Raw genomic sequence first — 25,707 nt, forward strand, 5'->3', positions numbered from 1 at the left:
CGCCCCCCCCACCCCAACACCCCCCCCCCCCCCCGCCGCCGCCCCCCCCCCCCCCCCCCCCCCCCCCCCCCCCCCCCCCCCCCCCCCCCCCCCCCCCCCCCCCCCCGTCGGGTCAGGCGATCTCGCTCCGCTGGATGCGGATCCAGCCGAGGAGCATCGGCAGCGCGACCCACAGCGCCGCCGACGTGCCGAACTGCAACCAGCCCTGCCCGTCCAGCCCGTCCTCGAACAGCGGCATCGAGGTGGTCGACAGGTCCAGCCAGTCGCGCACCCAGTCCAGCGCGGACACCAGGCTCACCAGGATGGTGAACACCGTCGGCAGCACGAAGAACAGCACGATCGCCAGCGGAGAGCTGAGCAGCAGCATGCCGAACGCCACACCGGCCAGCACGGTCACCACCTGGACGACGAGCACCTGGCCCACCAGCGCCGCGCTGATGCCCCAGTCCATCTCCCGGTCGGTGAACACCGGGGTGAGCACCGTCGCGAGCGCGGAGGCGGCCGCCGCGGCGACCACGCCCAGCACGGCCAGCACGGCGGCGGCGAGCACCTTCGCGACGAGCACCCGGGACCGACGCGGCACCAGGGTGAACGTCGTCATCGCGGTGCGCTGCGACCACTCACTGGTGACCAGCAGGATGCCGAGCACCGGCAGCAGCAGGCTGATCGGCAGCTGGGTGAAGCCGAAGTGGTCGGTGAACGTCTTGGGCGTGTCCTCGACGAACAACGACAGCGCGACGACGGCGAGCACGGCCAGCCCGATGACGATCAGCAGCCAGCGCCCGGCGCGGGTGTCGTAGGACTTGCGCAGCTCCACCCGGAGCAGCGTGAGCAGGGACGGCGCGCTGGGCGCGGCCCCGGTGCGGGGACGCTCGGCGTCCAGCGTCACGGCGCTCATGCCAGCACCTCCTGGACCTGCTGGCCGCTGCCGGAGCCCGTGAGAGAGCGGAAGAGGTCCTCCAGCCCCGCTCCCCCGGCCGGCCGCAGCTCGGTGAGGACGACGCCCGCCGCCGCCACCGCCTGCCCGACGGCGAGCGCCTCGGCGTCGGCCACCAGCGCGTCGTCCGGGCCGGGCGAGATGCCGATGCCGGCCGCCTCCAGCGCCTTGGCCAGCAGGGCCCGGTCCGGTCCGCGCACCAGGGTGCCGCCGGTGCCGGCGAGCAGCTCGGACTTGCTGCCCTGCGCCACGATCCGGCCGCCGGAGATCACCACCAGCTGGTCGGCGACCGCCTCGACCTCGTGCAACAGGTGCGAGGAGAGCAGCACCGTGCCGCCGCGGTCGGCGAAGCCGCGCAGCAGGCCGCGCATCCAGAAGATGCCCTCGGGGTCCAGCCCGTTGGCCGGCTCGTCGAGGACCAGCACCTGGGGGTCGCCGAGCAGCGCCGTCGCCAGCCCGAGCCGCTGGCGCATGCCGAGGGAGTAGTTGCCCAGCCGCTTGCCCGCCGGGCGGCCGGCGAGGCCCACCCGGCCGAGCACCTCGTCGACCCGCTCCCGGCCGACGCCCAGGACCATCGCCGACAGGGTGAGGACCTCGCGGCCGGTGCGGCCGGCGTGCTGGGCGCCGGCGTCGAGCAGCACCCCCACCTCGCGGCCGGCGTTGGGCAGCTCGCGGTAGTGCTTGCCGGCGAACGTCGCCGTACCGCTGGTCGGCCGGGCCAGGCCGACCAGCGCCCGCATGGTGGTCGACTTGCCGGCACCGTTGGGGCCGAGGAAGCCGGTGACCGTGCCCGGCTGGCAGGTGAACGAGACGTCGGAGACGGCGACCTGGGCGCCGTACCTCTTCGTCAGGTGCTCGATCGTGATCATGGGCAGAGCCTGCTCCGGCGGGCCTGTCCCCCGCATCGGCCGGAAGTAGGTGATCGCCGGTCGGCTCCGGCCGGCGGCGGGAGCGAGGTAGACCTTGGTCGGTTCCGGCGGCGCTCCCCCGTCCGTAGCCTCCGGGAGGTGAGCGTGTCCACCCACCCGGCGTCGGCCACGAACGAGGGCGTCGAGCACCCCTCGCTGGTGCCGGCCCAGCTGCTGGCCGATCCCGAGGCGCCTCCCGAGCGCGGACCGGACACCGGTGGCACGACCGCCGGCCGTCGCCGGGTGCACCGTTCGCTGCGCGACTGGACGGTCGACGTCACCGCTTTCACCGCCTCGGTGCTGATCGGGCTGGTGCTCGTGGGCAGCGCGCTCAGCCAGCCCGTCCCGCCGCCGGACGGCCTGCTGGTCGCCGACCTGGTGCTGGGCTCGCTGGGCTGCGCCGCCCTGTGGCTGCGGCGGCGCTGGCCGGTCGGCGTCGCGATCGGCCTGTCCCTGGTCGCGTCGTTCTCCGACATGGTCGCGGTCGCCTGCCTGTTCAGCCTCTTCACCGTGGCCGTGCACCGCCGGTGGCCGACCGTCACCGCGGTCACCGCGGTCAGCCTCGCCTCCTTCGCCGTGTACGTCGTCGTCCGCCCCGACCCCGAACTGCCGGCCTGGGTGTTCGCCGTCCTCGGTGTCGTGCTCACCGCCGCCGTCGTCGCCTGGGGCATGTTCGAGCGGGCCCGCCGGCAGCTGGTGCTGTCCCTGCACGACCGGGCGGTGCGGGCGGAGAACGAGCAGCTGCTGCGGATCGAGCAGGCCCGGCACACCGAGCGCACCCGGATCGCCCGCGAGATGCACGACGTCCTCGCCCACCGGCTGTCGCTGCTGAGCATGCACGCCGGCGCGCTCGAGTTCCGCCCCGATGCCCCGCCGGCCGAGGTCGCTCAGGCCGCGGGGGTGGTGCGGGCCAGCGCCCGCCAGGCGCTGGAGGACCTGCGCGAGGTGATCGGCGTGCTCCGCAGCAGCGCGGACGGCGACCCGGGCACCCGGCCGCAGCCGACCCTCGCCGACGTGCCGACGCTGGTCGAGGAGAGCCGCCGCGCCGGCGTGCGGGTGCGCGTCCGGTACCGGGTGCCCGAGCTGTCCACCGCTCCCAGCGGCGCCGGCCGCAGCGCCTACCGGGTGCTGCAGGAAGGGCTGACCAACGTGCGCAAGCACGCGCCCGGCACGGTCGCCACCGTCCTGGTCGAGGGGGGTCCGGGCGCCGGGTTGGTGGTGGAGCTGAGCAACCCCGCGCCCACCGGCGGGGAGACCAGCACCCCGCTGCCCGGCGGCGGCACCGGTCTGGTCGGGCTGCTGGAGCGGGTCAGCCTGGGCGGCGGGCACCTGGAGCACGGCTGGACGCCCGACGGGGAGTTCCGGCTGCGCGCCGAGCTGCCCTGGCCGGCGCACCAGCCGGCGGACCAGCCGGCGTGACCGCCCCCGTCCGGGTGCTCGTCGTGGACGACGACCCGCTCGTGCGCGCCGCCCTGGCGATGGTGCTCGGCGGTGCCGACGGACTGGCGCTCGTCGGCGAGGCGGGCGACGGCGCGGAGGTGCTGGCCGCGGTGGCCCGCACCTCCCCCGACGTCGTCCTGATGGACATCCGGATGCCCGGCGTCGACGGGCTCACCGCCACCGAGCGGGTCCAGCACCAGCAGGACGCCCCCGAGGTGATCGTGCTGACCACCTTCGACGCCGACGACCAGGTGCTGCGGGCCCTGCGGGCGGGCGCCAGCGGCTTCCTGCTCAAGGACACCCCGCCGGCGGCGATCGTGGACGCCGTGCGCCGGGTGGCGGCGGGCGAGCCGATGCTCTCCCCCACCGTCACCCGGCGGCTGATGTCCCACGTCGCCACCGCCACCGCCACCGCCACCGCCACCGCCACCGCCACCACCACGGCACCCGCGGTCGACGACCGCCGGGAACGCGCCCGCGCGCAGCTGGCGGTGCTCAGCGACCGCGAGCGGGACGTGGCGCTCGCCGTCGGCCGGGGGCTGTCCAACGCCGAGATCGGCGCCCAGCTGTACCTCAGCGTGGCCACGGTCAAGGCGCACGTGTCCCGGCTGCTGGTGAAGCTCGAGCTGACCAACCGGGTGCAGGTCGCGCTGCTCATCCACGACGCGGACCTGGTGTGACGCCGGTCGCCGCCGGCGCCGGGGGCGGGCTGTCCGCGCTGTTCGGCCGACCTGGTGTCCGACCCGGTGTGGGCGACCGTGATCGTCCTGGGCCTCGGCGTGCTCGTCGCGGGGGTGGTCGCGACCTGGTGGCCACGCCGGTCCGGTGACGACCGCGACCGAGGCAGGACCGACGTCCGTGGTCGGTACGGCTAGCGGTCGCGCCAGCGGTGCCCGGCCAGCCACCAGGACAGCCGTCGGGTGACCCACGGCAGCAGCAGGTAGGTCATCACCGGGGTCAGCGCCAGCGTCATCGCCGCGACCCGGGCGACCACGTGCACGTCGGCCAGCAGCGCCCCGAGCGTCACCGTGGCGAGCAGGTTGAGCGGGAAGAAGACCAGCCAGATCGTCGTCGCCTGCTTCCAGCGGGGTGGGGCCGGCGGCGGCGTCACCTCCGCGGCTGCGGCCACCGGGGCGTCGAACCAGCCCTCGATGCCGGTGCGCCGCTCGGTGCGGGTCATCTCGGCGAGCCCCTGCGCCGAACCCAGCCACCAGCGTCGCTCCGGGCTCGCCTCCCAGGCGGCGAGGGTGGCCGGGGAGTCGAACCGGCACAGCATGTGCCACTCGTCCGCGCCGTGCCGGGGCTGGACCCAGCCTCCGCCGAGGAAGCCGGGGAACCCCTCGGCCAGGGTCAGCCCCGCCCGGATCCAGGCGCTCATCTGCACCGCGTGCGCCGGGTCGGCGCGCCGGGTGAAGGAGACGGTGACCGGGAGATCGTCCGCGGTCACCGCCTGCTGCGTGCTCGTCATGCCCCCAGCATCACCGCCGACTGTGACGTCCGCGTGACGCAGGTCCCGCGCGGCGCACGGCCCGCGCACAGCCGCAGCGGTGATGATGCCCCGCGTGACCGTCGTCGAGGAGTTCTGGCGCCAGGTCAGCGCCACCTCTCCCCCGCTGACGGCCGGCCTGCTGGCGCTGAGCGCAGCCGCGGCGCTGCTGCTGGTCCGGGTGCCGGGCCTGTGGCGGCACGCCCGTCACGCGGTGACGATCGCGCACGAGGGCGCCCACGGCCTGGCCGCGCTGGCCACCGGACGCCGGCTGGCCGGCATCCGCCTGCACTCGGACACCTCGGGGGTCACCGTCTCCGCCGGCCGGCCGACCGGGGCCGGCATGGTGCTCACCGCCGCGGCCGGCTACACCGGGCCCGCGCTCTTCGGGCTGGGCGCGGCCGCGCTGCTGGCCGCCGGGTACGCCGTCGGCCTGCTGTGGGCGTTGCTCGGGCTGCTGGCCCTGCTGCTGGTGCAGATCCGCAACTGGTACGGGCTGTGGTCGGTCCTGGTCACCGGCGCGCTGGTGTTCGCCGCGACCTGGTGGCTACCGGCGCAGTGGCAGGCGGTCTTCGCCCACGGCGTCACCTGGTTCCTGCTGCTGGCCGCGCCGGTGACCGTGTGGGAGCTGCAGGCCAAGCGACGCCGGGGAACTGCCCGGGACTCCGACGCCGACCAGCTCGCCCGCCTCACCCGACTGCCCGGGCTGGTGTGGGTCGCGATCTTCCTGCTGCTCGACGTCGGCGCACTCGTGCTGGGCACCTGGTGGCTGGTCGGCGAGAGCGCCCTGCTCTCCTGACGCTCCCGGTCAGGCGGCGTACCGGGTGAGGGCGCGGTGGACGACGGCCAGCAGGCAGGCGTGGTGCGCCAGCAGCTGCGGGCGGTGACCGTCCGAGCGCAATGCGGCCGCGTGTCCGGCTGCCGTCCAGATGTCGTCGCCGTCGTCGGTGCCGAGCAGCGTGTTCCGCAACGCGGGGTCGGCGGCCACCTCCCCGACGCGGGGACGCCTGCCGAGGAAGCGCCACCGCGCGTCGAGTGCCGTCGCTGCGCTCGGGAGTCCTTTCTTCAGTCGCTGGTGGGGCGGTGCCGCCGGCGCGGGGAGGCGTGCGGCGGCTGGTGCACCGGCTCGACGTCCGGCGGCGGGGGGACGTCGCGGGTGACCGGCTCGGCGGTGACGGTGAGCGGCTCACCATGGTGGGCGACCTGCAGCGGCTCGCCGCCGTACACCAGCCGGTAGGTGGCCTGCCGCTCGGTGACCGAGACCGCCAGGCACCGGCCCTGGAAGACCACCCGGAAGGCCAGCCGGCGCAGCCGAGGCGGCAGCCGGGGGGCGAAGGTCAGCTTCCCGTCGTGGTCGCGCATGCCCCCGAAGCCGGCCACCGCCACCGTCCACCCCCCGGCCAGCGAGGCGATGTGCAGCCCGTGCCCGCTGTTGCCGTGCAGGTTCTGCAGGTCGGTCAGCGCCGCCTCGCCCCAGTAGTCGTGGGCCAGCTGCAGGTGCCCGGTCTCCGCCGCCACCACCGCCTGCTGGGCCGCGGACAGCGAGGAGTCCCGGACGGTGCGCGCCTCGTAGTAGGCGAAGTCGGCGATCTTCTGCTCGAGGGTGAACGCGTCCCCCCGCAGGTGCAGCGCCATCACCAGGTCGGCCTGCTTGACGACCTGCTTCCGGTAGATGTCGAAGTAGGGGAAGTTCAGCAGCAGCGGGTACTGGTCGGGTGTGGTGCCCTCGAAGTCCCACTCCTCGTGGTGGGTGAACCCCTCGCTCTGCTCATGCACGCCGAGCTTCTCGTTGAACGGCACCCGCATGTCGTCGGCCGCCCGGGTCCACATGTCGACCTCCTCTGGGTCGACCTGCAGCCGACCGGCGGTCTCCGGCTGCCGCTGCACCGCGGCCACCGCCTCGCGCAGGTTCCGCTGCGCCATGAGGTTGGTGTAGACGTTGTTGTCGACGACCGCGGTGTACTCGTCGGGCCCGGTCACCCCGTCGATGCGGAACTCGCCCTCGCCGTTCATGTGCCCCAGCGACGCCCACAGCCGGGCGGTCTCGACCAGCAGCTCCGTGCCGTAGTCCCGGTCGAAGTCCTCGTCCAGCGTGGCCCACCAGTACCGGGCGACGGCGTCGGCGATGTCGGCGTTGATGTGGAACGCCGCCGTCCCCGCCGGCCAGTACCCCGACGTCTCCTCCCCGCGGATGGTGCGCCAGGCGAACGCCGCGCCGTCGTGGCCGAGCACCCGGGCGCGCTCCCGGGCCATGTCCAGGATCGAGTGGCGCCACAGCAGCGCGTCGCGCACCGCGCCCGGCGCGGTGTAGGTGAGCACCGGCAGCACGTAGGTCTCGGTGTCCCAGAACGTGTGCCCGTCGTACCCGTCGCCGGTCAGGCCCTTGGCCGGGATCGGCTGCCGCTCGGCGCGCAACCCGGCCTGCAGGACGTGGAACATGCCCACCCGGACGGCCTGCTGGAGCTCGTCGTCACCCTCGATCTCGACGTCGGCCTCGTCCCAGTGGCGGTCCAGCAGTTCGCGCTGCTCGTTGACCAGCCGGTCCCAGCCGACCAGCTTGGCCGTTGCCAGCGCGCCCTCCACCTGGTCGCGGACCGCCGCCGCGGAACGGCGGCTGGACCAGCCGTAGGCCAGGTACTTGCGCAACCGCACGGGGGAGCCGTTGCTGAGCCGTGCGGCGAGGGTGTACCGGGCCAGGTCCGGGGAGACGAGCAGGTCCTCGGTCGCGGTGTCCGGGACGTCGACGTCGTGGTCCATGCCAGCGGCCATCCGGAGCCGGCTGCGCCGGGTACGGTGCACCAGGACGGCGTGCCGGCCGCGCCCCACGTGGAGCTCCCCGACCAGCGGCCGGTCCAGCGCGGCAGCCGAGCGCGGGTCGTCGGTCGAGGTGGTCATGACGTCCTCGTTGGCCAGCAGGTCCGACTGCAGGGCGATGTACAGGTCGCCCTGGTCGTCGGTGCACTCCACCTGGAACTCGACGGCCGCGATGGAGCGGCGGACCAGGGAGACCAGCCGGGTGCTGGTGACCCGCACCTCCCGGCCCGCCGGGGAGCGCCAGTCGGTGACCCGGCGCAGCACCCCGGCCCGCAGGTCCAGGGTGCGCCGGTGGGCGACGACGTCGCCGTACTGCAGGTCCAGCGGGGAATCGCCGACCAGCAGCCGGACGAGCTTGCCGTCGGTCACGTTCACCACGGTCTGGCCCATCTCCGGGAAGCCGTAGCCGGCCTCGGCGTAGGGCATCGGCCGCTCCTCGAAGAAGCCGTTCAGATAGGTGCCGGGCACCATGATCGGCTCGCCCTCGTCGAGCGTGCCGCGCATGCCGATGTGCCCGTTGGCCAGAGCGAAGACCGACTCGTTGACCGCCAGGGAGGCCATGTCCAGGCCGACCTCGGTCAGCGACCAGGGCTCGACCAGGAAGTGCGCGCGCCCCTCCGTCACGGCTGCTCCTCCAGCAGCTGCGCCAGATCGGTGACGACGACGTCCGCGCCGCGCTCGCGCAGCTCCTCGGTCTGGCCGACCCGGTCGACGCCGACGACGAACCCGAACTCCCCCGCCCGCCCCGCGGCGACGCCGGCCTGCGCGTCCTCGAAGACGGCCGCCCGCGCCGGCTCGACGCCGAGCAGACGCGCGCCGGCGAGGAAGGTGTCCGGCGCCGGCTTCCCGCGCAGCCCCTCACGCTTGGCCACCAGCCCGTCGACCCGCGCGTCGATCAGGTCGGCGAACCCACCGGCGGAGACGACGTGCCCGCCGTTGGCCGACGCGGTGACCACCGCCGTCGCCAGGCCGGCGTCCCGCGCTGCCCGCAGGTAGCGCATGGAGCCCTCGTAGACCTCGACGCCGTGCTCCTCGAGCTCGCGCAGCAGCAGCTCGTTCTTGCGGGTGGCGAGCGCGACGACGGTCGCGGCGTCGGCCGGGTCGCCGACCGCCCCCTGCGGCAGGGTGATGCCCCGGCTGGCCAGGAAGTCGCGGACGCCGTCCTCCCTGGGTTTGCCGTCGACGTAGCGGTTGTAGTCGTCGAGGGAGAACTCCCCCGCCACCGGGTCCCGGCGGCGCAGGAACTCGTCGAAGGTGCGCTTCCACGCGGCCTGGTGCACCGTCGCGGTCCGGGTCAGCACACCGTCGAGGTCGAAGAGGCAGGCCTGGATGTCGTCGGGGAGTCCCAGCACGGTGATCACGCTACGGGGAGATCGGGCGCGATACCTCCTGGCGGCAGCTGTTCTCCGCCCGTAGGGCGCTGGGTGACGGGACCACCACGTTGTGGGGTGCGTTGTTGGGGATAACGGTCGAGGCAGAAGCCTGGCGCCTTTGTCGGGCACCGCGTCCCCGGGCTGCCTAGGGTCGGGGCCGGCGCGGCACCCGGCCGCTCCCCCGGCACCGGCCGGGCAGCCCCACCCCCAGGAGAGACCGCATGGCCGACCGCCCGTCACCGCCGAGCCCGTACGACTTCCTCCCCCAGGTCCCCTCGTTCAGCGTCACCAGCTCCGACATCGCCTCCGGCGAGCGGCTGGCCCGGCCGCACGTGAGCGGGCTGATGGGCGCCGGCGGCGAGGACGTCTCCCCGCAGCTGTCCTGGTCGGGCTTTCCCGTCGAGACCAAGGGCTTCGCGGTCACCGTCCTCGACCCCGACGCACCCACCGGCAGCGGGTTCTGGCACTGGGCCGTCCTCGGGATCCCCGCCGCGGTGACCGACCTGCCCCGCGGCGCCGGCGACGAGGCCGGCTCCGGCCTGCCCGAGGGCGCGGTGCAGCTGCGCAACGACGCCGGCCTCGCCCGGTTCGTCGGAGCGGCCCCGCCGGCCGGGCACGGCACGCACCACTACCACGTGGTCGTGCACGCTGTCGACACCGACGACCTCGGCGTCCCGGCCGACGCGACACCGGCGTTCCTCGGCTTCACCCTCTTCAGCCACACCCTCGCCCGCGGCGCGATCGTCGCCACCTACGACGTCGAGTGACCCGCGCCGTCCCGCTGGGGCCGGCCCGCGGACGGTCTCAGCGGGACGGCCGCTCCGCCACGCAGGTGGTGCCCACCCGGGCGAAGCCGGCCCGCTCGTACACCCGGGCGACGTCGTCGTCGCCGGCGGAGAGGAAGACCAGGTCGGCGGTCTGCCGGGCGTGGTCGACCAGCGCGGACGTGAGCCCCGCCCCCAGCCCGCGGCCGCGGAAGCGGGGCAGGGTCGCCACCCCGACCACCTCGCTGGCCTCCGTGCCGTCGACGTCGACCGGCTGGTGCGAGCCGATCGCCACCGGCTCCCCGCCGTCGACGGCGACCATCATGACGGTGCGGCCGGACGCGACCCGCTCGCGCAGCAGCTCCGTGGGCGGCACCTCGGCCGGACCGGGGTCGACGGCGGCGACCTCGGGCACGCCCGGTGCGCGTTCGCCGACGTCCAGCCGGTCCGCCGGCGTGGCGAAGGCGAGCGCGGCCAGCCGCTGGTAGAGCCCCAGCCGCGGGTCGTCGGCACCGACGAGGTAGAGCCGCACCTCGTCCGGCAGCAGGATCTCGACCGGGTCGTCGACGACCAGCAGCGGCAGCTCCTCGACGTGCAGGCCGGCGGCCCGGGCCACCCCGGCCAGGCCGCGGCAGCGGTCGCCCAGCCACTCGACCGACGCCGGCAGCCCCGCGGCCTCCTGCAGTGCCACCGCGGCGCGCACGTCCTCGACGGCGACGGCGTCCTCCTGCCCCGGGCGGGGGCGCGCCGGGTAGGGCCACTCGGGCGGGCCGATCGGCACGACGAGCCCACCGACGGACTCGATGCGCGTCAGGCCGTCGGCCTCCGGCGCGAGGGAGAAGTAGCGCTCGATCCGGTCGAGGAGCCCGGTGGACGACACGCCCTGGACCCTAGACGCCACGGTGCCGCGGGTGGACGGGCAGCCGTTCGGAGACCACCCCGTCGGGGGGCCGGGTCGGGACGGACGGCACGATGGGCGGCGTGACGGCCGGAACGCGAGCCCAGGTCTCGCCCTTCACCGCCTTCGACCGCGACTCCTGGCGGGCGCTGGCGGCCGGCGGTGAGCTGCCGCTGGACGACGCCGACGTGCGCGCGCTGGCCACCCTCGGCGACCGCATCGACCGCGACGAGGTGGCCACGGTCTACCTGCCGCTGGCCCGGCTGCTGCACCTGCACGTCACCGCCAGCCGCCGGCTGTGGGCCGCGCAGACGGCGTTCCTCGGCACCCCGACCGAGAAGGTGCCGTTCGTGATCGCGGTGGCCGGCAGCGTCGCCGTCGGCAAGAGCACCACCGCGCGGCTGCTGCAGGCGCTCCTCGCGGCGGCACCGGACACCCCGCGGGTCGACCTGGTGACCACCGACGGGTTCCTGTTGCCCAATGCCGAGCTCGAGGCGCGCGGGCTGCTGGGCCGGAAGGGCTTCCCGGAGAGCTACGACCGCCGGGCGCTGCTGCGGTTCCTGGCCGACGTGAAGTCGGGCAAGCCGGCGGTGAGCGCGCCGACGTACTCCCACCACGCCTACGACGTGCTCCCCGGCAGCCGGCAGGTGGTCGACCGGCCCGACGTCCTGGTGCTGGAGGGTCTCAACGTGCTGCAGGCCGGCGGCGGCCGGGGCGACGGCCGGGTGCCGGAGGTCTTCCTGTCCGACTTCTTCGACTTCTCGGTCTACGTCGACGCGACCGAGGCCGACATCCAGCAGTGGTACGTGGAGCGCTTCCTCGCACTGCGCCGGACCGCGTTCGCCGACAGCGCCGCCTACTTCCACCGCTTCGCCGACCTCACCGACGACGAGGCCCGGTCCACCGCGCGCGGCATCTGGTCGGCGGTCAACGAACCCAACCTGCGGCTGAACATCGCCCCGACCCGCTCCCGGGCACGCCTGGTGTTGCAGAAGGCGGCCGACCACTCGGTGCGCCGGGTGCTGCTGCGCAAGATCTGACCGCCGCGCCCGCACGGCGACGGCAACCGGGCGAGGCGGGAGGCAGCCGCTCAGCGGCGGGTGCGCGGCACCGTCGGGCCCCGCCGCCGGTCGGTCGGGCAGGTGCGCACGTCACCAGGCCGGGTCTTCCTCGTCACGGGCAGCGGGCAGCCGTCCCGCCCGCACTGGGACGGCGGCCCCGCGGTCAGGCGGAGGCGGCGCGGCGCCGGCGGCGGGCGGACAGCTCGTCGTCCACCTGCTGGCCGTGGGCGTCGAGCCGCTCGGCCGGCAGCTCGGCCAGTTCACCGGAGAGCTCGCGCAGGGCGCCGGAGACGGCGATGCCGAAGACCCCCTGGCCGCCGGCGAGCAGGTCGACGACCTCCTCGGCGGAGGTGCACTCGTACACGGTCGCACCGTCGGAGAGCAGCGTGATGTTGGCGAGGTCCTTGACCCCGCGGGTGCGCAGGTGGTCGACGGCCTTGCGGATGTTCTGCAGCGAGACGCCGGTGTCCAGCAGCCGCTTGACCACCTTGAGCACCAGGATGTCGCGGAAGGAGTAGAGCCGCTGGGTGCCCGAACCGGTGGCGGTGCGCACCGAGGGGGCGACCAGGCCGGTGCGGGCCCAGTAGTCGAGCTGGCGGTAGGTGATGCCGGCCGCGGCGCACGCGGTCGGGCCGCGGTAGCCGACCTCGTCGGTGTCGACCTCGTCGTAGGCCGGCGCACCGACCGCGGAGTCGCTGAACAGCTGCCCCTGCTGACCCCCGCTGAACGGCCGGCGGCCGGAACCGTTGTCCAGGTCGCTCACGTCAGCGCCTCCTCCACATCAGCACCCAGCACGGGGGACGTCGCCTGCTCGTGCCGCGACGGCCACCCGGGCGCGACCGTGGAGTCACAGCTGGGTGATTTCGCCTGACGGTAGGCCGGGGCAGCACACCGGTCAACCGCGGCGGGCGGCGTGTCGTCCCGCTCACCCGGAGGGGTGCCCCCTGTCGTCCTCGGCAGTCGCCACCGGGAACGGGACCGTGCCCACCGCAACCGGCTCAGGCGGGTCCCCCACCGGAGCCCGACCCGGCGCCGAAGTCCTCCGGGCTGATGTTGTCGAGGAACTCGCGGAACTTCTCCACCTCGTCCTCCTGCTCGTCGGGGATCTCGATGCCGACCTCGTCGAGCAGCGTCTCGGCGCCGAAGATCGGCGCCCCGGTGCGGACGGCGAGCGCGACGGCGTCGGACGGCCGGGCGCTGACGGTCCGCCCCTCCCCCAGCTGCAGCTCGGCGATGTAGATGCCGTCCCGCATCTCGGTGATGTGCACCGCCTCGACGGCGGCCCCCAGGGCGGTGACGACGTCCTTGAGCAGGTCGTGCGTCATCGGCCGGGCCGGGCGCACCCCCTGCTGCTCGTAGGCGATCGCGGCTGCCTCGACCGCGCCGATCCAGATCGGGAGGTACCGCTCCCCCTGGGTCTCCTTCAGCAGCAGGATCGGCTGGTTGCCGGGCAGCTCGACCCGGACGCCGACGACTCTGAGCTCCTGCACGGTTGGCTCCCCTCCCGCTCCGCTGACCCTCCGGGACCGCACCGACGACGACCCGCCCGGGCCGGTGTCCGCGGCGCTCCGCTGCGGCCAACGGTACGCCAGGGCGCCCGCCTCCTCAGCCCCCGAGGACCTCGCGCAGTCGGGCCTCCAGCAGGGCGGTGTGCAACTGGGCGGACAGCCCGGCCAGCTCCTGCACCTGCTCTGCGGCGCGGCCGCGGGCCTCGTCGGAGCGGGCCCGCAGCACCGGTGCCACCAACTGCTCCAGCAGGGACGCCTCCCGGTCTGCCCCGGTGCGCCAGGCGCGCAGGTGCCGGGCCTCCAGACCGTGCCGGGCCAGCGCCGCCGCGGCGCGCGCGACCGGCAGGTCGCTGGCCTGCAGCCGGCCGCGGCGGTCGGTGCCGACCAGACCGAACTGCACGAAGTCGGCGAGCTGCACCTCGTCCACGCCGGCGGCCTCGGCGAACTCGGCCGCCGGCATCGGCCCGGCGGCTTCCAGTGCCCTGTCGGGGGCGCCGCCACCGGCCTCGGGTTGCCCGGGCAGCGGCTCGCCCCGGTCCAGCGCCTCCAGGTGCTCCTTGATCACCCGCAGCGGCAGGTACTGGTCGCGCTGGGCGGCGAGCACGTAGCGCAACCGGGCCACGTCGGCGGCGGAGAACTTCCGGTAGCCCGACGGGGTGCGCTGCGGGTGCACCAGCTGCTCGGACTCCAGGTACCGGATCTTGCTGATCGTGACGTCCGGGAAGTCACCGCGCAGGGCGGCGAGCACCTCCCCGATCGTCAGCAGGGCACCGTTGCCCCCGGTGTCCCGCCGGGGCACCGCGCTCATCGTCCCGACCCGCCCCTCGTTCCCTCGTTCGCGGCGATGCGTCGCCGCCCGGCGCCGCAGGGGTGCCGGGCGGCGACGGCCAGGTCAGGCGCCGGCGGTCTCGCCGGTGCGCGGGCCGGTCAGGTAGACCAGCCGGAACTTGCCGATCTGGACCTCGTCACCGCCGGCCAGCGAGGCCACGTCGACCGGCTCGCGGTTGACGTAGGTGCCGTTCAGGCTGCCGACGTCGTGCACGGTGAAGCCGCCACCCTCGCGGTGGAACTCCACGTGCCGCCGGCTGACGGTCACGTCGTCGAGGAAGATGTCGGAGTCCGGGTGCCGGCCCGCGGTGGTGACCTCCTGGTCGAGGAGGAACCGGCTGCCGGCGTTCGGCCCGCGCTTGACCACCAGCAGGGCCGACCCGGCCGGCAGCGACTCGACGGCGCCGGCGTGGGCGTCGGCGGTGGTGTCGACCGCCTCGGCCTGCTCGCCGGAGTCGTCACCGCCGACCTTCGGGATGATGCTGGTCGACTCACCGACGCGCTCCTGGCTCAGCGCCGCCCCGCACTGGGCGCAGAAACGGCTGCCCTCGGGGTTCTGATGGCCACATCGAGTGCAGAGCACGTCGGTCTCCTCCGGTGCAGGTGGCACCGCCGCAGCCTGGGGCCGCGGTCGGCCGGCGGACGACGAGCCGGACGGCCCGTCGCTGGTCGGCCACCGCGGGGTCGCGGTCGGGCCGGGGGTCATGGAACCAGCGGCCGACCCGGGGGTCAACCGCACGTACAGGGTGAGAGTGCGACCGCTCGGGTGGAGCGTCCGACCTCTGCGCTGATGATAGTGATCGTGTCCGACGGTGGCGGGACGGGAGGGGCCGGGGTGACGTCCAGCCCGCCCCGGACGCTCAGCAGGCCACCACAAGGGCCACCACAAGGACGACCACCAGGGCCTCGTCGACGGCGCTGACGACACCGGCGGACCAGCGCCCACTCGTGGTGGTCGGTGTGGCGGCGGTCGCCGGTGGTGCTCACGCGGCGGCTCCCGCTGGTCGCCGGGCACCGGGCACGGCGACCGCCGAGCGGGTCAGTCCGGGTCGGACGGCTCGGCGTATCGAGGCGTGACCACCGGCCGCAGCGCATCGACCACGAGCAGCTCCACCTGCCGGATCACCACGGCGCCCAGGCGTCGGGTCAACCGGTCGACCGCTCCGTTGGGGATGTTCAGCGCGGTCTCCATCGACTGCGGAGGGCCGATGACCAGCACGGTGTAGGGCTGCTCCACCGGCGTGCCGTCGATGGACAGCTCCCCCGGGTCGCCGGTGACGTCGCTGTCCGGGCCGATCCGGACCCCGTCGATCTGCATGGTCTCCGCGCCGGCAGCGCGCAGCTCGTGGATCACGGTGATCAGCTCGGTGGACCCGATCCGGCCCCCGGGGTCGGAGACGGCCATCTCCAGCCCCGGGCCCTGCGCGGGCAGCGTGCCGTTGAGCAGCCCGAGGGTCCGCGCGCGCTCCCGGGCCTCGGCCAGCGCGGCGGCCGAGGCGCTGTCGGCGCTCCCCAGCTGTTCCTGGGCGGCCCGCTGGTCTTCGATCTGCTGGCGCAACCGCTGCTCGCGCGCGGTGAGGTCGTCGAGGATCCGGACCAGGTCCTCCTCCCGCTGGCCGGCCAGCGCGGCCGCGGTGTCGGCGGTGCGGACCTGCACCGCGAAGGCGAAGCCCAGCAGGAGGGTGAGGACGCTGATCAGGACCGCGGCGACCAGGCCCCGGCGCCCGCGGACGTCCCTCCCCCGCCACGGGGTGGGGAGCGGGGTGGCGGCCGGTGGCCCGCTCTCGGCGGGGGCGCTGCCCGGGACCGGGTCGTCGCCGGCCGGCCGGTCCCCCGGGGTGCCCCCCCTCATGCCCTCCGTCATGCCCGGAACAGGTGCCGGCGGATCGCCGCCGCGTTGCCGAAGATCCGGATGCCGAGGACGACGACCACCGCGGTGGACAGCTGCGCGCCGACGCCCAGCTGGTCACCGAGGAAGACGATCAGCGCGGCGACGACGACGTTGGAGACGAAGGAGACGACGAAGACCTTGGCGTCGAAGATGCCGTCGAACCGGGCGCGCACGCCACCGAAGACCGCGTCCAGTGCGGCGACGACGGCGATCGGCAGGTAGGGCTGCAGCCAGAGCGGGACGCTCGGGTCCAGCACCAGGCCCAGCACCACACCGATCGCCAGTCCGATGATCGGGATCACGCGTCAGCCTCCGTCGGTGGGGGTCGATGGCGCGGACGGGCCCGAGCCGGTGGCGGGGTCGAGCACCGTGGCGTGCCGCAGTTCGGCACCGGTGCCGGCCGGCAGGTCGAGCGAGTCCTCGCGGACGTACTCGAACACCAGGCCGAAGTCGAGCGTGTACTGCCCCAGCAGGCTGGCCTCCGGGGTGCTGAGCAGGTCCCGCGCCAGCGTGTCCGGGTCGCCGATCGCGGAGACCTCGTACGGGCTGGCCACCGGCCGGAAGTCGACGAGGATGGCGTCACCGGCCTGCCGGATGGCCGAGGTCGGCCCGAGGCGCTGCCCGTTGATGCTGATCGCCTCGGCACCGACCGACCACAGCGCATTCACGAGCTGCTGGAGGTCGCGGTCCTGGACGATGCCGCCGAGCTGCACCTCCGCGGACCCGCCGACCGGGTCGCTGTCCGACGGCGGTGGCGCGTTGCCCAGGGTCACCACGACCCCGGGCCCCTCGACCGCCACCGTCCCCGCCTGCTGCTCGGCGACGGCGAGCCGGTCCAGCGCCCGCTGACCGACCACGCTCGCCGCCAGCGCGTCCTCGCGGGCGGCGGTGACCTCCGCGGTCAGCCTCTCCAGCTGGGCGGCCAGCTCGTCGGTGGTGTCCGACTGCTCCAGGATGTCCTCCCGCAGCGCCTGCCGCACCACCTCGCGTCCCTGGGCGCCGGCCGCCGCCTCCCGGTAGGTGACCGCGGCGAGGAAGCCGGCGACGGCCAGGGTGGCGGCGACCAGCACCTGCCCCTTCCGGCGGCGCAGCCACGAGCCGCCGGGCCGGGGGTGGGACGCCTCGCGGGCCGCGCGCGCGGCAGCGGCCTCCGCGTAGGAGGGGTCGAGCGTCTCGGCGAGCACCTGGTCCAGCAACGAGGACCCCAGTGACCGCGCTCCGCGCGGTGGAGCGCTCATCCCCGGGCTCCGGCGCGCCGGTCGCCGCGCAGCAGGCCGACGGCCTGCACGACGTAGAAGACCCCGGCCAGCACGTAGAGCACGCCACCCCAGATCGTGAGCGCGTAGGCGACCGGGCGGGCCACCGAGGCCAACGCCCCCGCGCCGTCGGCCAGCAGGAGCAGGGGGAAGGCGTACAGCAGCAGGAACGTGGCGGCCTTGCCGAGGTAGTGCACCTGCAGCGGCGGCCATCCGGCCCGGCGCAGCAGCAGCAGGGTCACCCCGAGCACCAGCTCCCGGCCCAGCAGGACGAGGACGGCCCAGAGCGGGACGACGTCGCGCAGCGCGAAGGCCACCAGGGTGGCGACGATGTACAGCCGGTCAGCGGCCGGGTCGAGCAGCGCGCCGAGCCGGCTGGCCTGCCCCAGCCGGCGCGCCAGCTTCCCGTCGGCCCAGTCGGTGAACCCGGCGGCCATCAACACGAGCACCGCCCAGCCGTCGGCCTCGGGGCCCAGCAGCAGCCAGAGGAACACCGGGACGCCCAGCAGGCGCACCACCGAGAGCGCGTTGGGCAGCGTGAACACCCGGTCGCCGAGCTGGTCCCGGTCCCACTGCCCCGCCCGACCGGCCACCGCCCCCGCCGGGACCTCGGCCGCCTGGTCGTCCGCCCTCGTCATCCCCGCTCCCCCTCCACCTCGCGGGTCAGGTTAGTGCTCGCCGGGGACGCTCCCGGCCGCGACCGGCCCGGCTGCTCCCCCGGGGGCACGGCCCCCGGGCTCCGGGTGGGTCGGCCGGGGCGCACCGGAGGGGTGGACCGTGCCGGTGCGGGTAGGGCGTGACCATGATCACCGACCGCGCCGCAGTGCCCGGCGACGCGAGCCGGGCCGGGCGGGATCCCGGATGACCGGTGGACACCAGCTCGCCCAGAGCAGCGGGCGGGCCTTCGGCGGCGCGCTGCTGTTCGCCCTGCCGCTGCTGATGACGATGGAGATCTGGCGGCTGGGGCTGGCCATCCCGCGGTACCGCCTCGCCCTGCTCCTGGCCGCCACCGTCCTGCTCGTCGTCTTCCTGTCCCAGCACTTCGGCGCCGGGGCGCCGGGGGTCGGCTGGCGCGGGTCGCTGGCCGACGCGGGGGTGGCCTTCGTGATGGCCGCGCTCGCCGCCGCACTGGTACTCGGGGTGCTGGCCGTGATCGAGCCGTTGCGCGGCGGGCGCGACGCCCTGTCCGTCATCGCGATCGAGATGCTCCCGGCCGCTGTCGGTGCCTCGTTCGCCCGCAGCCAGCTCGGCGCGCGCAGCCGGCGGGTGCCGACGACGACCTACGGCGGGGAACTGCTGCTGATGGCGGCCGGCGCGGTGGTGTTCGCGGCCAACATCGCCCCCACCGAGGAGGTGGTGCTCCTGGCCGCGAAGGCCGGCCCCTGGCACCCGGTCGCCCTCGTCGTGCTGTGCCTGCTGCTGATGCACGGGTTCGTCTACTGGGTCGGGTTCCGCGGTCAGGAACAGGCCCCCGGCGGGGTGCTGCGTTCGTTCCTGACCCTGACCGTCGTCGGTTACGTGATCGCCCTGGCCTTGTCGGCGTACCTGCTGTGGACCTTCGGCCGGTTCGACGGGGTGGGCGTGGTGATGGCCGTGACCGAGGCGGTGGTGCTCGCACTGCCGGCGAGCCTGGGCGCTGCGGCGGCCCGGCTGATCCTGTGAGGAGGTGGTGGCCGTGAGCGATGAGGACGCCCCCGGGCCCGCCGCCGAGGACGAGACCAGCCGGGGCGAGTACGCCCTCGGCGCCCTCGGCGCGCTCGTCGTCCTGCTGGTGCTGGGCTTCCTCGTGCACCAGGCGGTCTTCGTCCGGGACAGCGGCCCGCGGCTGTCGGTCACCACGTCGGCGATCGAGCAGGCCGGGGATGGCTGGGCGGTGCCGTTCGAGGTGGTCAACGACGGTGGGACGACGGCCGAGCAGGTGCAGGTGACCGGCGTGCTCTCCCGCGACGGCGAGGAGGTCCAGCAGGCGACGGCCACGATCGACTACGTCGCGCCGCACAGCCGGCAGTCCGGTGCGCTGCTGTTCTCCGTGGACCCGGGCAGCGGCACCCTCGAGGTGCGGCCGGCCGCCTACACGACCCCGTGAGGACGGTGCCCGAGCCGGGGCCTGCGCGTTCCCCCGGGCTGCCCGGTCGCGGCGGGCCGCTCAGGTGAAGGCGCTGACGCCGGTGACGGCGCGGCCGACGACCAGCGTGTTCACGTCGTAGGTGCCCTCGTAGGTGTAGATGGCCTCGGCGTCGGCGAAGAACCGGGCGACGTCGTGGTCGAGCAGCACGCCGTTGCCGCCGACGACCTCGCGTGCGAGCGCCACCGTCTCGCGCATGCGGACGGAGGTCCACGACTTCGCCATCGCCGAGTCCTGGTCCCGGTAGACACCCGCGTCCTGCTGCTGGGCCACGCGCACCGCCATGCCCAGCGAGGCGACGAGGTTGCCCAGCATCGTGGCCAGCTTCTCCTGCACCAGCTGGAAGCCGGCGATCGGCCGCCCGAACTGCACCCGGGAGCCCGCGTACCGCAGCGCGGCCTCGTAGGCCCCGGCCTGCACGCCGGCGGCGAACCAGGCGACGCCCGAGCGCATGGACCGCAGCAGGTCGGCCACGTCGCGGAAGGAGGTGATCCGGGCCAGCCGGTCGTCCTCGGGCACCCGCACCCCACGCAACGTGATGTCGGAGTTCTGCACCATCCGCAGCGCCGTCTTGCCGGTGATGGTGGCCAGCTCGACGCCCGGCGCGTCCCGCGGCACGAGGAAGGCCTTGACCTGGCCGTCGGCGACGTCGCGGGCCACCACGGCGAGCACGTCGGCCATCACGGCGCTGCCGATCCAGCGCTTGCGGCCGTCGAGCACCCAGGTGTCGCCCTCCCGCCGGGCGTTGGTCTCCAGCCCGCCGGCCACGTCGGACCCGTGCTCGGGCTCGGTGAGGGCGAAGGCCCCCACCACGGCGAAGGAGTCGACCTGCGGCAGCCACCGGCGGACCTGCTCGGCGCTGCCCCCGCGCTCGATGGTGGTGCGGAACAGCCCCGACTGGCCGTTGAAGAACGTGGCCAGCGATGCGTCGGTGCGGGCCAGCTCGAAGTTCCGGAACCCGGTGAACAGGGAACGCGGGCCCGTTCCGCCGGCGGTGAGCGAGGGTGGGGCGATGAGGTCCAGGTCGGCCAGCGGTGCGATGAGCTGCGTGGGGAACTCCGCGCGCTCCCAGTGCTCCGCCAGCAGCGGCCGCGCCTCGGCGTCCAGGAACCGGCGCAGCCGCCACAGCTGGCCGCGCTCCTCCGCGGTCAGCAACGCCTCGTAGTCCAGTGGATCGCAGCCGGCGTACAGCCGCTCCCCCACCTCGACGTCGGTCTCCCGGCCGGCGTGCTCGCCCATCCCTGCTCCCTGCCCCCTCGGCGGCGCCCCGCCATCGGGGCGGGTCCGCTCCACTCTCCACCACCCTGCACCAGCCGGTGCCGGGGTGGTCCTGGTCGCCGGCGCGGTGGTGCCGGTGACGCCGGGTCCGACGGCTGCCCGGCCGGCGTGCACGGTTAGGCTCGGACGGTCGCCGACGTCGGCGCGGGTCGGTCCGGTGCCTGCCCTGCGGCCACCGCCCCCTCCGGCCAGCGACCACCCTCGACGACCTGCAGGTCACCGACATCGACGGAGAGACGACCACCCACGCCTCCGCGACCACGAGTGCCGGAGGAGGCTCCCCACCGATGCCCAGCATCGTCACCGACCTGCACTACTACCCGATCCGCGGCCTGAGCCCCCAGCGGCTGGCGTCGGTCCAGGTCGGCCCGACCACCGGGTTCCCGCTCGACCGCAGCTGGGCGCTGGCCAAGCGGCACGGCGACTACTGCACGGCGCCGGACCAGCCGTTGCCGGCCCGGGACTTCTACGGGCTGACGACCGACCCCCGTCTGGCCGGCGTCCGGACGTCGTTCGACCCGGTCTCGGAGTGGCTGGAGGTGCGGGTACGCGACCACCTGGTGCTCGCCTGCAGCCTCGCCGAACCGGAGGGGATCGCGCGGGCCGAGGCCCTGTTCGCCGCGGTGCTGGACCTGGACCCGGAGGACGCACCCCTGCTGGTCCGGCGGGCGAACGACCGCTACACCTACTCCTACACCGCGTCGGTCGCCTCGTCCCTGACCTGGGCCTGCCACGTGGTGAACGCTGCCTCGCTCCGGGACCTCGGCGAGCGCGCCGGGGTCCCGCTGGACCTCGAGCGCTTCCGGCCCAACCTCACCGTCGACCTCGGCGAGCCGTGGGTCGAACGCAGCTGGCTGGGCCGGAGGTTCCGCGTCGGCGACGTCGAGTTCCTCGTGCGGCAGCCGTGCGTGCGGTGTGCCGCGACGGAGGTGAGCCCGGGCACCGCCGAGCGCGACGTGCCCGTCCCGAGGTTGCTCTCCCAGCACTACGGTCACGTGGAGTTCGGCTTCTACGCCACCATCGAGACCGCCGGGACCCTCACGCCCGGGCTCCCCGTGGAACTGCTCGCCGAGCCCGCCACCCGTTCTGCGGCCGGCGTGCCCGGATGAGCGCGCCGTCGGCGTCCCGACTGCCCCTGCGCATCGTGCACCGGCGGCAGGTGGCGCGCAGCATCGTCGAGTTCCGCCTGGCCGCGGCCGGGGGCGGGACCCTGCCAGCGTGCCGGACCGCCGCGCACGTCGAGCTGGTCACCCCCTCCGGCGAGCGGCGCAGCTACTCGCTCACCTCACCCGGGTCCGAGGCCCCGGAGCACTACGACATCGCGGTGGCACTGGACCGCAACAGCAGCGGCGGCTCGCGGAGCATGCACGCGGATGCCCGCGTCGGAGACCTGCTGGAGGCCGCGCCGCCCCGCGGCGGCTTCGAGCTCCCCGCGGCCGCCGGCGGCCTGCTGCTGCTCGCCGGCGGCGTGGGCATCACCCCGGTCCGGCCCATCTACCACGCCGCACGCGCGGCGGGGCTCCCCGTCCGGTTGGTGTACCTGGTCCGGTCCCGGGAGGACGCCGCCTACCTCGACGAGTTCACCGCGCCCGACGCGGTGTGCCATGCCGCCGCGGAGCACGGCGGACGCCGGTTCGACCTCTGGAACGCGCTGGAGCACCCGGGCGACACGTGGGTCTTCTGCTGCGGCCCCACCGCGCTGCTGGCGGAGGCCAAGGCGCTGACCATGCACTGGCGGCCGTCGCGGTTGCACTTCGAGGACTTCAGCGGGGTGCGTGCGGTCGAGCCCTCCGGGAGCGCCTTCACCGCGACCTGGGCGCCCACTGGCGCCACGTACGACGTCGGCCCGGACGAGACGCTGCTGGGCACGCTCGAGGCGGCAGGCATCGCGGTGGACAGCTCGTGCCGCTCCGGAACGTGCGGCACCTGCCAGCTCCGGGTCGAGCAGGGCACCGTCCTGCACCGGGACGTGCTGCTGACGCCCGTGGAGCAGGAACGGATCATGCTGCCGTGCGTGTCGCGCGCGGACGGCGCCGTCACCGTCGCCCCGGTCTGAACCCCCGCCGGCCGGCGGCGGGCGATGACCGCCCCGACCCGGCGACGACGGCGTGGCGTCGCCCGTGTCGACCTCCTGCGTGTGCCGCCGTCCTCAGCGACTCAGGGTCGGCTCATGGTGGCCAGAAGGAGTGGTCAAGCCACCCGGAACAACAGCAGGGGCCGTTCCCGGTCTCCGGGAACGGCCCCCGACCTGCGACTTCTTCTGTCGGGCTGACAGGATTTGAACCTGCGACCCCTTGACCCCCAGTCAAGTGCGCTACCAAGCTGCGCTACAGCCCGAGCGTCGGGTGCTTCCGGATGACCCGGCGGCCCCGATCGCTGCCGGAGAAGGTTACCGCACCCGCTCCCCCGCCCTGCCGGCCGGGTCAGCCCTTGCGGTCGCGCGCCTTGCTCTCCCGCACCTTGACCGACACGTCGATCGGCGTGCCGTGGAAGCCGAACTGCTCGCGCAGCCTGCGCTCCAGGAAGCGCCGGTACCCGGCCTCGAGGAAGCCGGTGGAGAAGACCACGAACCGGGGCGGCCGGATGTCGGCCTGGGTGACGTACTTGATCTTCGGGGCCCGGCCGCCCCGGGCCGGCGGCGGCGTCTCCTGCACCAGCGCCCGGATGAAGGTGTTCAGCTCCGCGGTGGGCACCCGGGTCTCCCAGCCGGCGAGCGCGGTCTTCAGGTGGCCGGCCAGTTTGTTCACGCCCCGGCCGGTGACCGCCGAGATGTTGACCCGGCTGGCCCACTGGACCCGGGCCAGGTCGCGGTCGATCTCCCGCTCCAGCTGGGCGTGCCGGTCCTCGTCGAGGGTGTCCCACTTGTTGAAGGCGATCACCAGCGCCCGACCGGCCTCGATCACCTGGGTGATCACCCGCTGGTCCTGCTCGCTGATCACCTCGTCGGCGGCGAGCAGCACGACGGCGACCTCGGCGGCCTCGATCGCGGCCTCGGTGCGCAGGCTGGCGTAGTACTCCGTGCCGCTGGCGGTGTTGACCCGGCGGCGCAGCCCGGCGGTGTCGACGAAGCGCCACTCCTCCCCGCCCAGGGTCACGATGGAGTCCACCGGGTCGACGGTGGTGCCGGCCACGGAGTCGACGACCGAGCGCTCCTCCTTGGACAGGCGGTTGATCAGGCTGGACTTGCCGACGTTGGGCCGCCCGACGAGGGCGACGCGCCGTGGACCGCCGGTCTCCTCCTGCTCGCGCGGGGCCTCCGGCAGCGCGTCGAGGACCAGGTCGAGCAGGTCACCGCTCCCCCGGCCGTGCAGCGCGCTCACCGAGAACGGCTCACCCAGGCCCAGCGACCACAGCTCGGCGGCGTTGGCCTCCCCGCGCTCGTCGTCGACCTTGTTGGCCACCAGGATGACCGGCCGGTCGCTGCGCCGGAGCACCCGCGCCGCGGCGAGGTCGGTGTCGGTGACCCCGACGGAGGAGTCGACGACCAGCACGATCACGTCGGCGGTCTTCATGGCGTACTCGGCCTGGCGGGCGATGGAGGCGGCCATGCCGCTGGCCTTCGGCTCCCAGCCGCCGGTGTCCATCACCGAGAACGACCGGCCGTTCCACAGCGCCTGGTACGAGATCCGGTCACGGGTGACGCCGGGGACGTCCTGCACCACCGCGGCGCGGCGGCCCAGGAACCGGTTGACCAGCGTCGACTTGCCCACGTTCGGCCGGCCGACGACGGCCACCACTGGCAGCGGCCCGGTGTGCTCGGCGTCGGCCGGGTCGGCACCGGTCGGGGTGGGGTCCATCGAGGTGGGATCGGTGGTGCTCATGCGGGGTCTCCCACTGCTGTGCTGGCCAGGTCGAGCACCCGCTCGACGACGGCCTCGCGGTCCAGCCCGGTGCTGTCGACGACGATCGCGTCCTCGGCCGGGCGCAGCGGGCTGTCGGCCCGGCTGCTGTCGTACTCGTCGCGGCGGCGGAGGTCGGCCGCGATCTGGGCGATGCGGGCGGGGTCGACCACGCCCAGCTGCCCGGCGCGGCGCTCGGCCCGCACCTCGGGGGCGGCGGTCAGGTAGATCTTGCAGGTCGCCCGGGGCAGCACGACGGTGCCGATGTCCCGGCCCTCGACCACCACGGCGTCGGCCGCGGCGACGAGCGCACGCTGCCGCTCCACGAGCAGCCGCCGCACCGCCGGGACGGCGGACACCGGCGACACCGCCCGGGTCACCTCCGCACCCCGGATGCGCTCGGCCACGTCGACGCCGTCCACCTGCACCAGCTCCGACGCCGCCGAGGTGCCGATGTGGATGTCGGCCGCCGCGACGGCGCGGGCGATGCCGTCGGCGTCGTCGAGGTCGACCCCGGCGTCCAGCACCGCCACCGTCGCCGCCCGGTACATGGCGCCGGTGTCGAGGTAGTCCGCACCCAGCCGGGTCGCGACCGCCCGGGCGACGCTGGACTTCCCGGTGCCGGACGGCCCGTCGAGGGTCACCTGCCCACGGAAGCGGTACTCATTCACGGTCTGCCCCTCACTCATTGCGCGCTGCCCTGGCGCAGCAGCGTTCGCTCCGCTCCCCGCTCGTCCCTCGCCGCGATGCTCGCTCACTGCGCGATGTCCCGGCGCAGCGCGACGGCGCCCCGCAGGTAGACGTGCTGGATCTCCGCCCGGCTCAGCGGGGTGTCGACGTGCGCCATGAGCCGGAGCACCCGCGGCAGCGCGTGCGGCACGGCGATCTCGGTGGCGCACATCAACGGCACGTCACCCAGTCCCAGCTCGCGAGCGGCCAGCGCGGGGAACTCCGAGACGAGGTCGGGTGTGGCGGTGAACAGGATGCTGATCAGGTCGGGCGACTCCAGCTGGTTGCGCTCCAGCACGGTCGCCACCAGCTCCCGCGTGGCCTCCAGGACCTCGTCCCGGTCGTCGGCGGCAACCTGCGTCGCACCCCGGATGGCTCGCACGGCCACGGCACTCTCCTCGATCGCTTCGGCACGCGGGTCGCCACGCACCTCGGTCGAGTCTAGGGAGGCCGCGCCACCGGGGGGGGGGGGGGGGGGGGGGGGGGGGGGGGGGGGGGGGGGGGGGGGGGGGGGGGGGGGGGGGGGGGGGGGGGGGGGGGGGGGGGGGGGGGGGGGCGCGGGGGCCGGCGGG

28 protein-coding genes and 1 tRNA gene are annotated in these 25,707 nt (G+C 74.8%); 9 read left to right on the forward strand and 20 right to left on the reverse strand.

Translation table 11 applies throughout. The features are described 5' to 3' along the window. Positions 1 to 112: 112 nt before the first annotated feature. A complete protein-coding gene (locus ACI783_RS18390) occupies positions 113 to 898 on the reverse strand; it encodes a hypothetical protein (protein ID WP_457141793.1) in 786 nt (261 codons plus the stop codon). Then, positions 895 to 1,806 (reverse strand): ABC transporter ATP-binding protein, encoded by a 912-nt coding sequence (locus ACI783_RS18395; protein WP_457141794.1) that lies wholly within the window; start codon positions 1,804 to 1,806, stop codon positions 895 to 897. The genes ACI783_RS18390 and ACI783_RS18395 overlap by 4 nt, the downstream gene beginning before the upstream one ends. 138 nt (positions 1,807 to 1,944) lie before the next feature. On the opposite strand from ACI783_RS18395, the gene ACI783_RS18400 reads away from it, so the two are divergent. Beyond that, positions 1,945 to 3,264 carry a sensor histidine kinase gene (locus ACI783_RS18400; protein WP_457141795.1) on the forward strand — a complete coding sequence of 440 codons (1,320 nt, stop codon included), beginning with the start codon at positions 1,945 to 1,947 and terminating at the stop codon, positions 3,262 to 3,264. Beyond that, entirely contained in the window at positions 3,261 to 3,965 is a 705-nt protein-coding gene (locus ACI783_RS18405; RefSeq protein WP_457141796.1) for a response regulator transcription factor, read from the forward strand. Before ACI783_RS18400 ends, ACI783_RS18405 begins: the two co-directional genes overlap by 4 nt. Positions 3,966 to 4,156: 191 nt before the next feature. On the opposite strand, the gene ACI783_RS18410 is transcribed toward ACI783_RS18405, so the two are convergent. Continuing rightward, positions 4,157 to 4,753, reverse strand: a complete 597-nt coding sequence (locus ACI783_RS18410) for an antibiotic biosynthesis monooxygenase (RefSeq protein WP_457141797.1) — start codon at positions 4,751 to 4,753, stop codon at positions 4,157 to 4,159. Between the two features lie 94 nt (positions 4,754 to 4,847). On the opposite strand from ACI783_RS18410, the gene ACI783_RS18415 reads away from it, so the two are divergent. Beyond that, entirely contained in the window at positions 4,848 to 5,570 is a 723-nt protein-coding gene (locus tag ACI783_RS18415; protein ID WP_457141798.1) for a M50 family metallopeptidase, read from the forward strand. A 9-nt stretch (positions 5,571 to 5,579) separates the two neighbouring features. On the opposite strand, the gene ACI783_RS18420 is transcribed toward ACI783_RS18415, so the two are convergent. The 3 genes from ACI783_RS18420 to ACI783_RS18430 all read right to left on the reverse strand — a co-directional run bounded on the left by ACI783_RS18420 (position 5,580) and on the right by ACI783_RS18430 (position 8,937). Continuing rightward, positions 5,580 to 5,759 carry a hypothetical protein gene (locus ACI783_RS18420; RefSeq protein WP_457141799.1) on the reverse strand — a complete coding sequence of 60 codons (180 nt, stop codon included), beginning with the start codon at positions 5,757 to 5,759 and terminating at the stop codon, positions 5,580 to 5,582. A 77-nt stretch (positions 5,760 to 5,836) separates the two neighbouring features. Continuing rightward, positions 5,837 to 8,209, reverse strand: a complete 2,373-nt coding sequence (locus tag ACI783_RS18425; RefSeq protein ID WP_457141800.1) for a glycoside hydrolase family 65 protein — start codon at positions 8,207 to 8,209, stop codon at positions 5,837 to 5,839. Continuing rightward, on the reverse strand, positions 8,206 to 8,937 hold the full coding sequence (locus tag ACI783_RS18430; protein ID WP_457084068.1) for an HAD family hydrolase: 732 nt from the start codon (positions 8,935 to 8,937) through the stop codon (positions 8,206 to 8,208). The genes ACI783_RS18425 and ACI783_RS18430 overlap by 4 nt, the downstream gene beginning before the upstream one ends. Before the next feature lie 242 nt (positions 8,938 to 9,179). Between ACI783_RS18430 and ACI783_RS18435 the strand changes: the two genes are divergently transcribed. Further along, entirely contained in the window at positions 9,180 to 9,725 is a 546-nt protein-coding gene (locus tag ACI783_RS18435; protein WP_457141801.1) for a YbhB/YbcL family Raf kinase inhibitor-like protein, read from the forward strand. A gap of 37 nt (positions 9,726 to 9,762) precedes the next feature. Here the strand turns inward: ACI783_RS18435 and ACI783_RS18440 are convergent, their stop codons facing one another. Next, positions 9,763 to 10,602 (reverse strand): GNAT family N-acetyltransferase, encoded by an 840-nt coding sequence (locus ACI783_RS18440; protein WP_457141802.1) that lies wholly within the window; start codon positions 10,600 to 10,602, stop codon positions 9,763 to 9,765. A 92-nt stretch (positions 10,603 to 10,694) separates the two neighbouring features. Here ACI783_RS18440 and coaA point away from each other — a divergent pair, with 92 nt between their 5' ends. After that, entirely contained in the window at positions 10,695 to 11,660 is a 966-nt protein-coding gene (gene coaA, locus ACI783_RS18445; RefSeq protein WP_457141803.1) for a type I pantothenate kinase, read from the forward strand. A gap of 184 nt (positions 11,661 to 11,844) precedes the next feature. On the opposite strand, the gene ACI783_RS18450 is transcribed toward coaA, so the two are convergent. The 8 genes from ACI783_RS18450 to ACI783_RS18485 all read right to left on the reverse strand — a co-directional run bounded on the left by ACI783_RS18450 (position 11,845) and on the right by ACI783_RS18485 (position 17,802). Next, a complete protein-coding gene (locus ACI783_RS18450; RefSeq protein ID WP_457084076.1) occupies positions 11,845 to 12,444 on the reverse strand; it encodes a MerR family transcriptional regulator in 600 nt (199 codons plus the stop codon). Between the two features lie 235 nt (positions 12,445 to 12,679). Further along, positions 12,680 to 13,171 carry a bifunctional nuclease family protein gene (locus tag ACI783_RS18455; RefSeq protein WP_457084078.1) on the reverse strand — a complete coding sequence of 164 codons (492 nt, stop codon included), beginning with the start codon at positions 13,169 to 13,171 and terminating at the stop codon, positions 12,680 to 12,682. A gap of 115 nt (positions 13,172 to 13,286) precedes the next feature. After that, positions 13,287 to 13,997, reverse strand: a complete 711-nt coding sequence (gene ftsR / locus ACI783_RS18460) for a transcriptional regulator FtsR (RefSeq protein ID WP_457141804.1) — start codon at positions 13,995 to 13,997, stop codon at positions 13,287 to 13,289. Positions 13,998 to 14,081: 84 nt separating this feature from the next. Further along, positions 14,082 to 14,627, reverse strand: coding sequence for an oxoglutarate dehydrogenase inhibitor Odhl (gene odhI, locus ACI783_RS18465; protein WP_457084082.1), 546 nt, complete (start codon positions 14,625 to 14,627; stop codon positions 14,082 to 14,084). Positions 14,628 to 15,056: 429 nt separating this feature from the next. Then, the gene (locus ACI783_RS18470; RefSeq protein ID WP_457141805.1) at positions 15,057 to 15,869 is read right to left on the reverse strand and encodes a DUF881 domain-containing protein; all 813 of its coding nucleotides are present in this window, start codon (positions 15,867 to 15,869) and stop codon (positions 15,057 to 15,059) included. 8 nt (positions 15,870 to 15,877) lie between these two features. Continuing rightward, the gene (locus ACI783_RS18475; RefSeq protein ID WP_457069902.1) at positions 15,878 to 16,210 is read right to left on the reverse strand and encodes a small basic family protein; all 333 of its coding nucleotides are present in this window, start codon (positions 16,208 to 16,210) and stop codon (positions 15,878 to 15,880) included. A gap of 3 nt (positions 16,211 to 16,213) precedes the next feature. Continuing rightward, positions 16,214 to 17,146, reverse strand: a complete 933-nt coding sequence (locus tag ACI783_RS18480) for a DUF881 domain-containing protein (protein WP_457141806.1) — start codon at positions 17,144 to 17,146, stop codon at positions 16,214 to 16,216. Then, positions 17,143 to 17,802: a CDP-alcohol phosphatidyltransferase family protein gene (locus tag ACI783_RS18485; protein WP_457141807.1), complete on the reverse strand. Its 660-nt coding sequence runs from the start codon at positions 17,800 to 17,802 to the stop codon at positions 17,143 to 17,145. The genes ACI783_RS18480 and ACI783_RS18485 overlap by 4 nt, the downstream gene beginning before the upstream one ends. Before the next feature lie 223 nt (positions 17,803 to 18,025). Between ACI783_RS18485 and ACI783_RS18490 the strand changes: the two genes are divergently transcribed. Both ACI783_RS18490 and ACI783_RS18495 read left to right on the forward strand, forming a co-directional pair. Further along, a complete protein-coding gene (locus ACI783_RS18490; protein WP_457141808.1) occupies positions 18,026 to 18,826 on the forward strand; it encodes a TIGR02587 family membrane protein in 801 nt (266 codons plus the stop codon). 13 nt (positions 18,827 to 18,839) lie between these two features. Further along, entirely contained in the window at positions 18,840 to 19,250 is a 411-nt protein-coding gene (locus ACI783_RS18495) for a hypothetical protein (protein ID WP_457141809.1), read from the forward strand. A 60-nt stretch (positions 19,251 to 19,310) separates the two neighbouring features. Here ACI783_RS18495 and ACI783_RS18500 read toward each other — a convergent pair whose 3' ends face one another. Continuing rightward, the gene (locus ACI783_RS18500) at positions 19,311 to 20,528 is read right to left on the reverse strand and encodes an acyl-CoA dehydrogenase family protein (protein WP_457141810.1); all 1,218 of its coding nucleotides are present in this window, start codon (positions 20,526 to 20,528) and stop codon (positions 19,311 to 19,313) included. Between the two features lie 326 nt (positions 20,529 to 20,854). On the opposite strand from ACI783_RS18500, the gene ACI783_RS18505 reads away from it, so the two are divergent. Together ACI783_RS18505 and ACI783_RS18510 are read left to right on the forward strand one after the other, a co-directional pair. Continuing rightward, positions 20,855 to 21,676, forward strand: coding sequence for an MOSC domain-containing protein (locus ACI783_RS18505; protein WP_457141811.1), 822 nt, complete (start codon positions 20,855 to 20,857; stop codon positions 21,674 to 21,676). Then, positions 21,673 to 22,623 carry a PDR/VanB family oxidoreductase gene (locus ACI783_RS18510; RefSeq protein ID WP_457141812.1) on the forward strand — a complete coding sequence of 317 codons (951 nt, stop codon included), beginning with the start codon at positions 21,673 to 21,675 and terminating at the stop codon, positions 22,621 to 22,623. Before ACI783_RS18505 ends, ACI783_RS18510 begins: the two co-directional genes overlap by 4 nt. Before the next feature lie 207 nt (positions 22,624 to 22,830). Here ACI783_RS18510 and ACI783_RS18515 read toward each other — a convergent pair. From ACI783_RS18515 to aroH, 4 genes are all read right to left on the reverse strand, one after another. Then, a tRNA-Pro gene (locus ACI783_RS18515) sits at positions 22,831 to 22,904 on the reverse strand. Between the two features lie 86 nt (positions 22,905 to 22,990). Next, positions 22,991 to 24,388: a ribosome biogenesis GTPase Der gene (gene der / locus ACI783_RS18520; RefSeq protein WP_457141813.1), complete on the reverse strand. Its 1,398-nt coding sequence runs from the start codon at positions 24,386 to 24,388 to the stop codon at positions 22,991 to 22,993. Further along, positions 24,385 to 25,077, reverse strand: coding sequence for a (d)CMP kinase (cmk, locus tag ACI783_RS18525; RefSeq protein WP_457141814.1), 693 nt, complete (start codon positions 25,075 to 25,077; stop codon positions 24,385 to 24,387). Before cmk ends, der begins: the two co-directional genes overlap by 4 nt. An 83-nt stretch (positions 25,078 to 25,160) precedes the next feature. Next, positions 25,161 to 25,523, reverse strand: a complete 363-nt coding sequence (aroH, locus tag ACI783_RS18530) for a chorismate mutase (RefSeq protein ID WP_457084100.1) — start codon at positions 25,521 to 25,523, stop codon at positions 25,161 to 25,163. Positions 25,524 to 25,707 lie beyond the last annotated feature (184 nt).

Source organism: Modestobacter sp. SYSU DS0511, assembly GCF_054050755.1.

Excerpts from the sequence above, each read along its gene's own strand:
- ACI783_RS18395 (WP_457141794.1), bottom strand. The coding sequence starts at position 1,806 with ATGATCACGATCGAGCACCTGACGAAGAGGTACGGCGCCCAGGTCGCC.
- ACI783_RS18470 (WP_457141805.1), bottom strand. The coding sequence starts at position 15,869 with ATGAGGGGGGGCACCCCGGGGGACCGGCCGGCCGGCGACGACCCGGTC.
- ACI783_RS18390 (WP_457141793.1), bottom strand. The coding sequence starts at position 898 with ATGAGCGCCGTGACGCTGGACGCCGAGCGTCCCCGCACCGGGGCCGCG.
- ACI783_RS18480 (WP_457141806.1), bottom strand. The coding sequence starts at position 17,146 with ATGAGCGCTCCACCGCGCGGAGCGCGGTCACTGGGGTCCTCGTTGCTG.
- coaA (WP_457141803.1), top strand. The coding sequence starts at position 10,695 with ATGGGCGGCGTGACGGCCGGAACGCGAGCCCAGGTCTCGCCCTTCACC.
- ACI783_RS18490 (WP_457141808.1), top strand. The coding sequence starts at position 18,026 with ATGACCGGTGGACACCAGCTCGCCCAGAGCAGCGGGCGGGCCTTCGGC.
- ACI783_RS18500 (WP_457141810.1), bottom strand. The coding sequence starts at position 20,528 with ATGGGCGAGCACGCCGGCCGGGAGACCGACGTCGAGGTGGGGGAGCGG.
- ACI783_RS18505 (WP_457141811.1), top strand. The coding sequence starts at position 20,855 with ATGCCCAGCATCGTCACCGACCTGCACTACTACCCGATCCGCGGCCTG.
- ACI783_RS18510 (WP_457141812.1), top strand. The coding sequence starts at position 21,673 with ATGAGCGCGCCGTCGGCGTCCCGACTGCCCCTGCGCATCGTGCACCGG.
- ACI783_RS18410 (WP_457141797.1), bottom strand. The coding sequence starts at position 4,753 with ATGACGAGCACGCAGCAGGCGGTGACCGCGGACGATCTCCCGGTCACC.
- ACI783_RS18485 (WP_457141807.1), bottom strand. The coding sequence starts at position 17,802 with ATGACGAGGGCGGACGACCAGGCGGCCGAGGTCCCGGCGGGGGCGGTG.
- der (WP_457141813.1), bottom strand. The coding sequence starts at position 24,388 with ATGAGCACCACCGATCCCACCTCGATGGACCCCACCCCGACCGGTGCC.
- ACI783_RS18435 (WP_457141801.1), top strand. The coding sequence starts at position 9,180 with ATGGCCGACCGCCCGTCACCGCCGAGCCCGTACGACTTCCTCCCCCAG.
- ftsR (WP_457141804.1), bottom strand. The coding sequence starts at position 13,997 with ATGAGCGCGGTGCCCCGGCGGGACACCGGGGGCAACGGTGCCCTGCTG.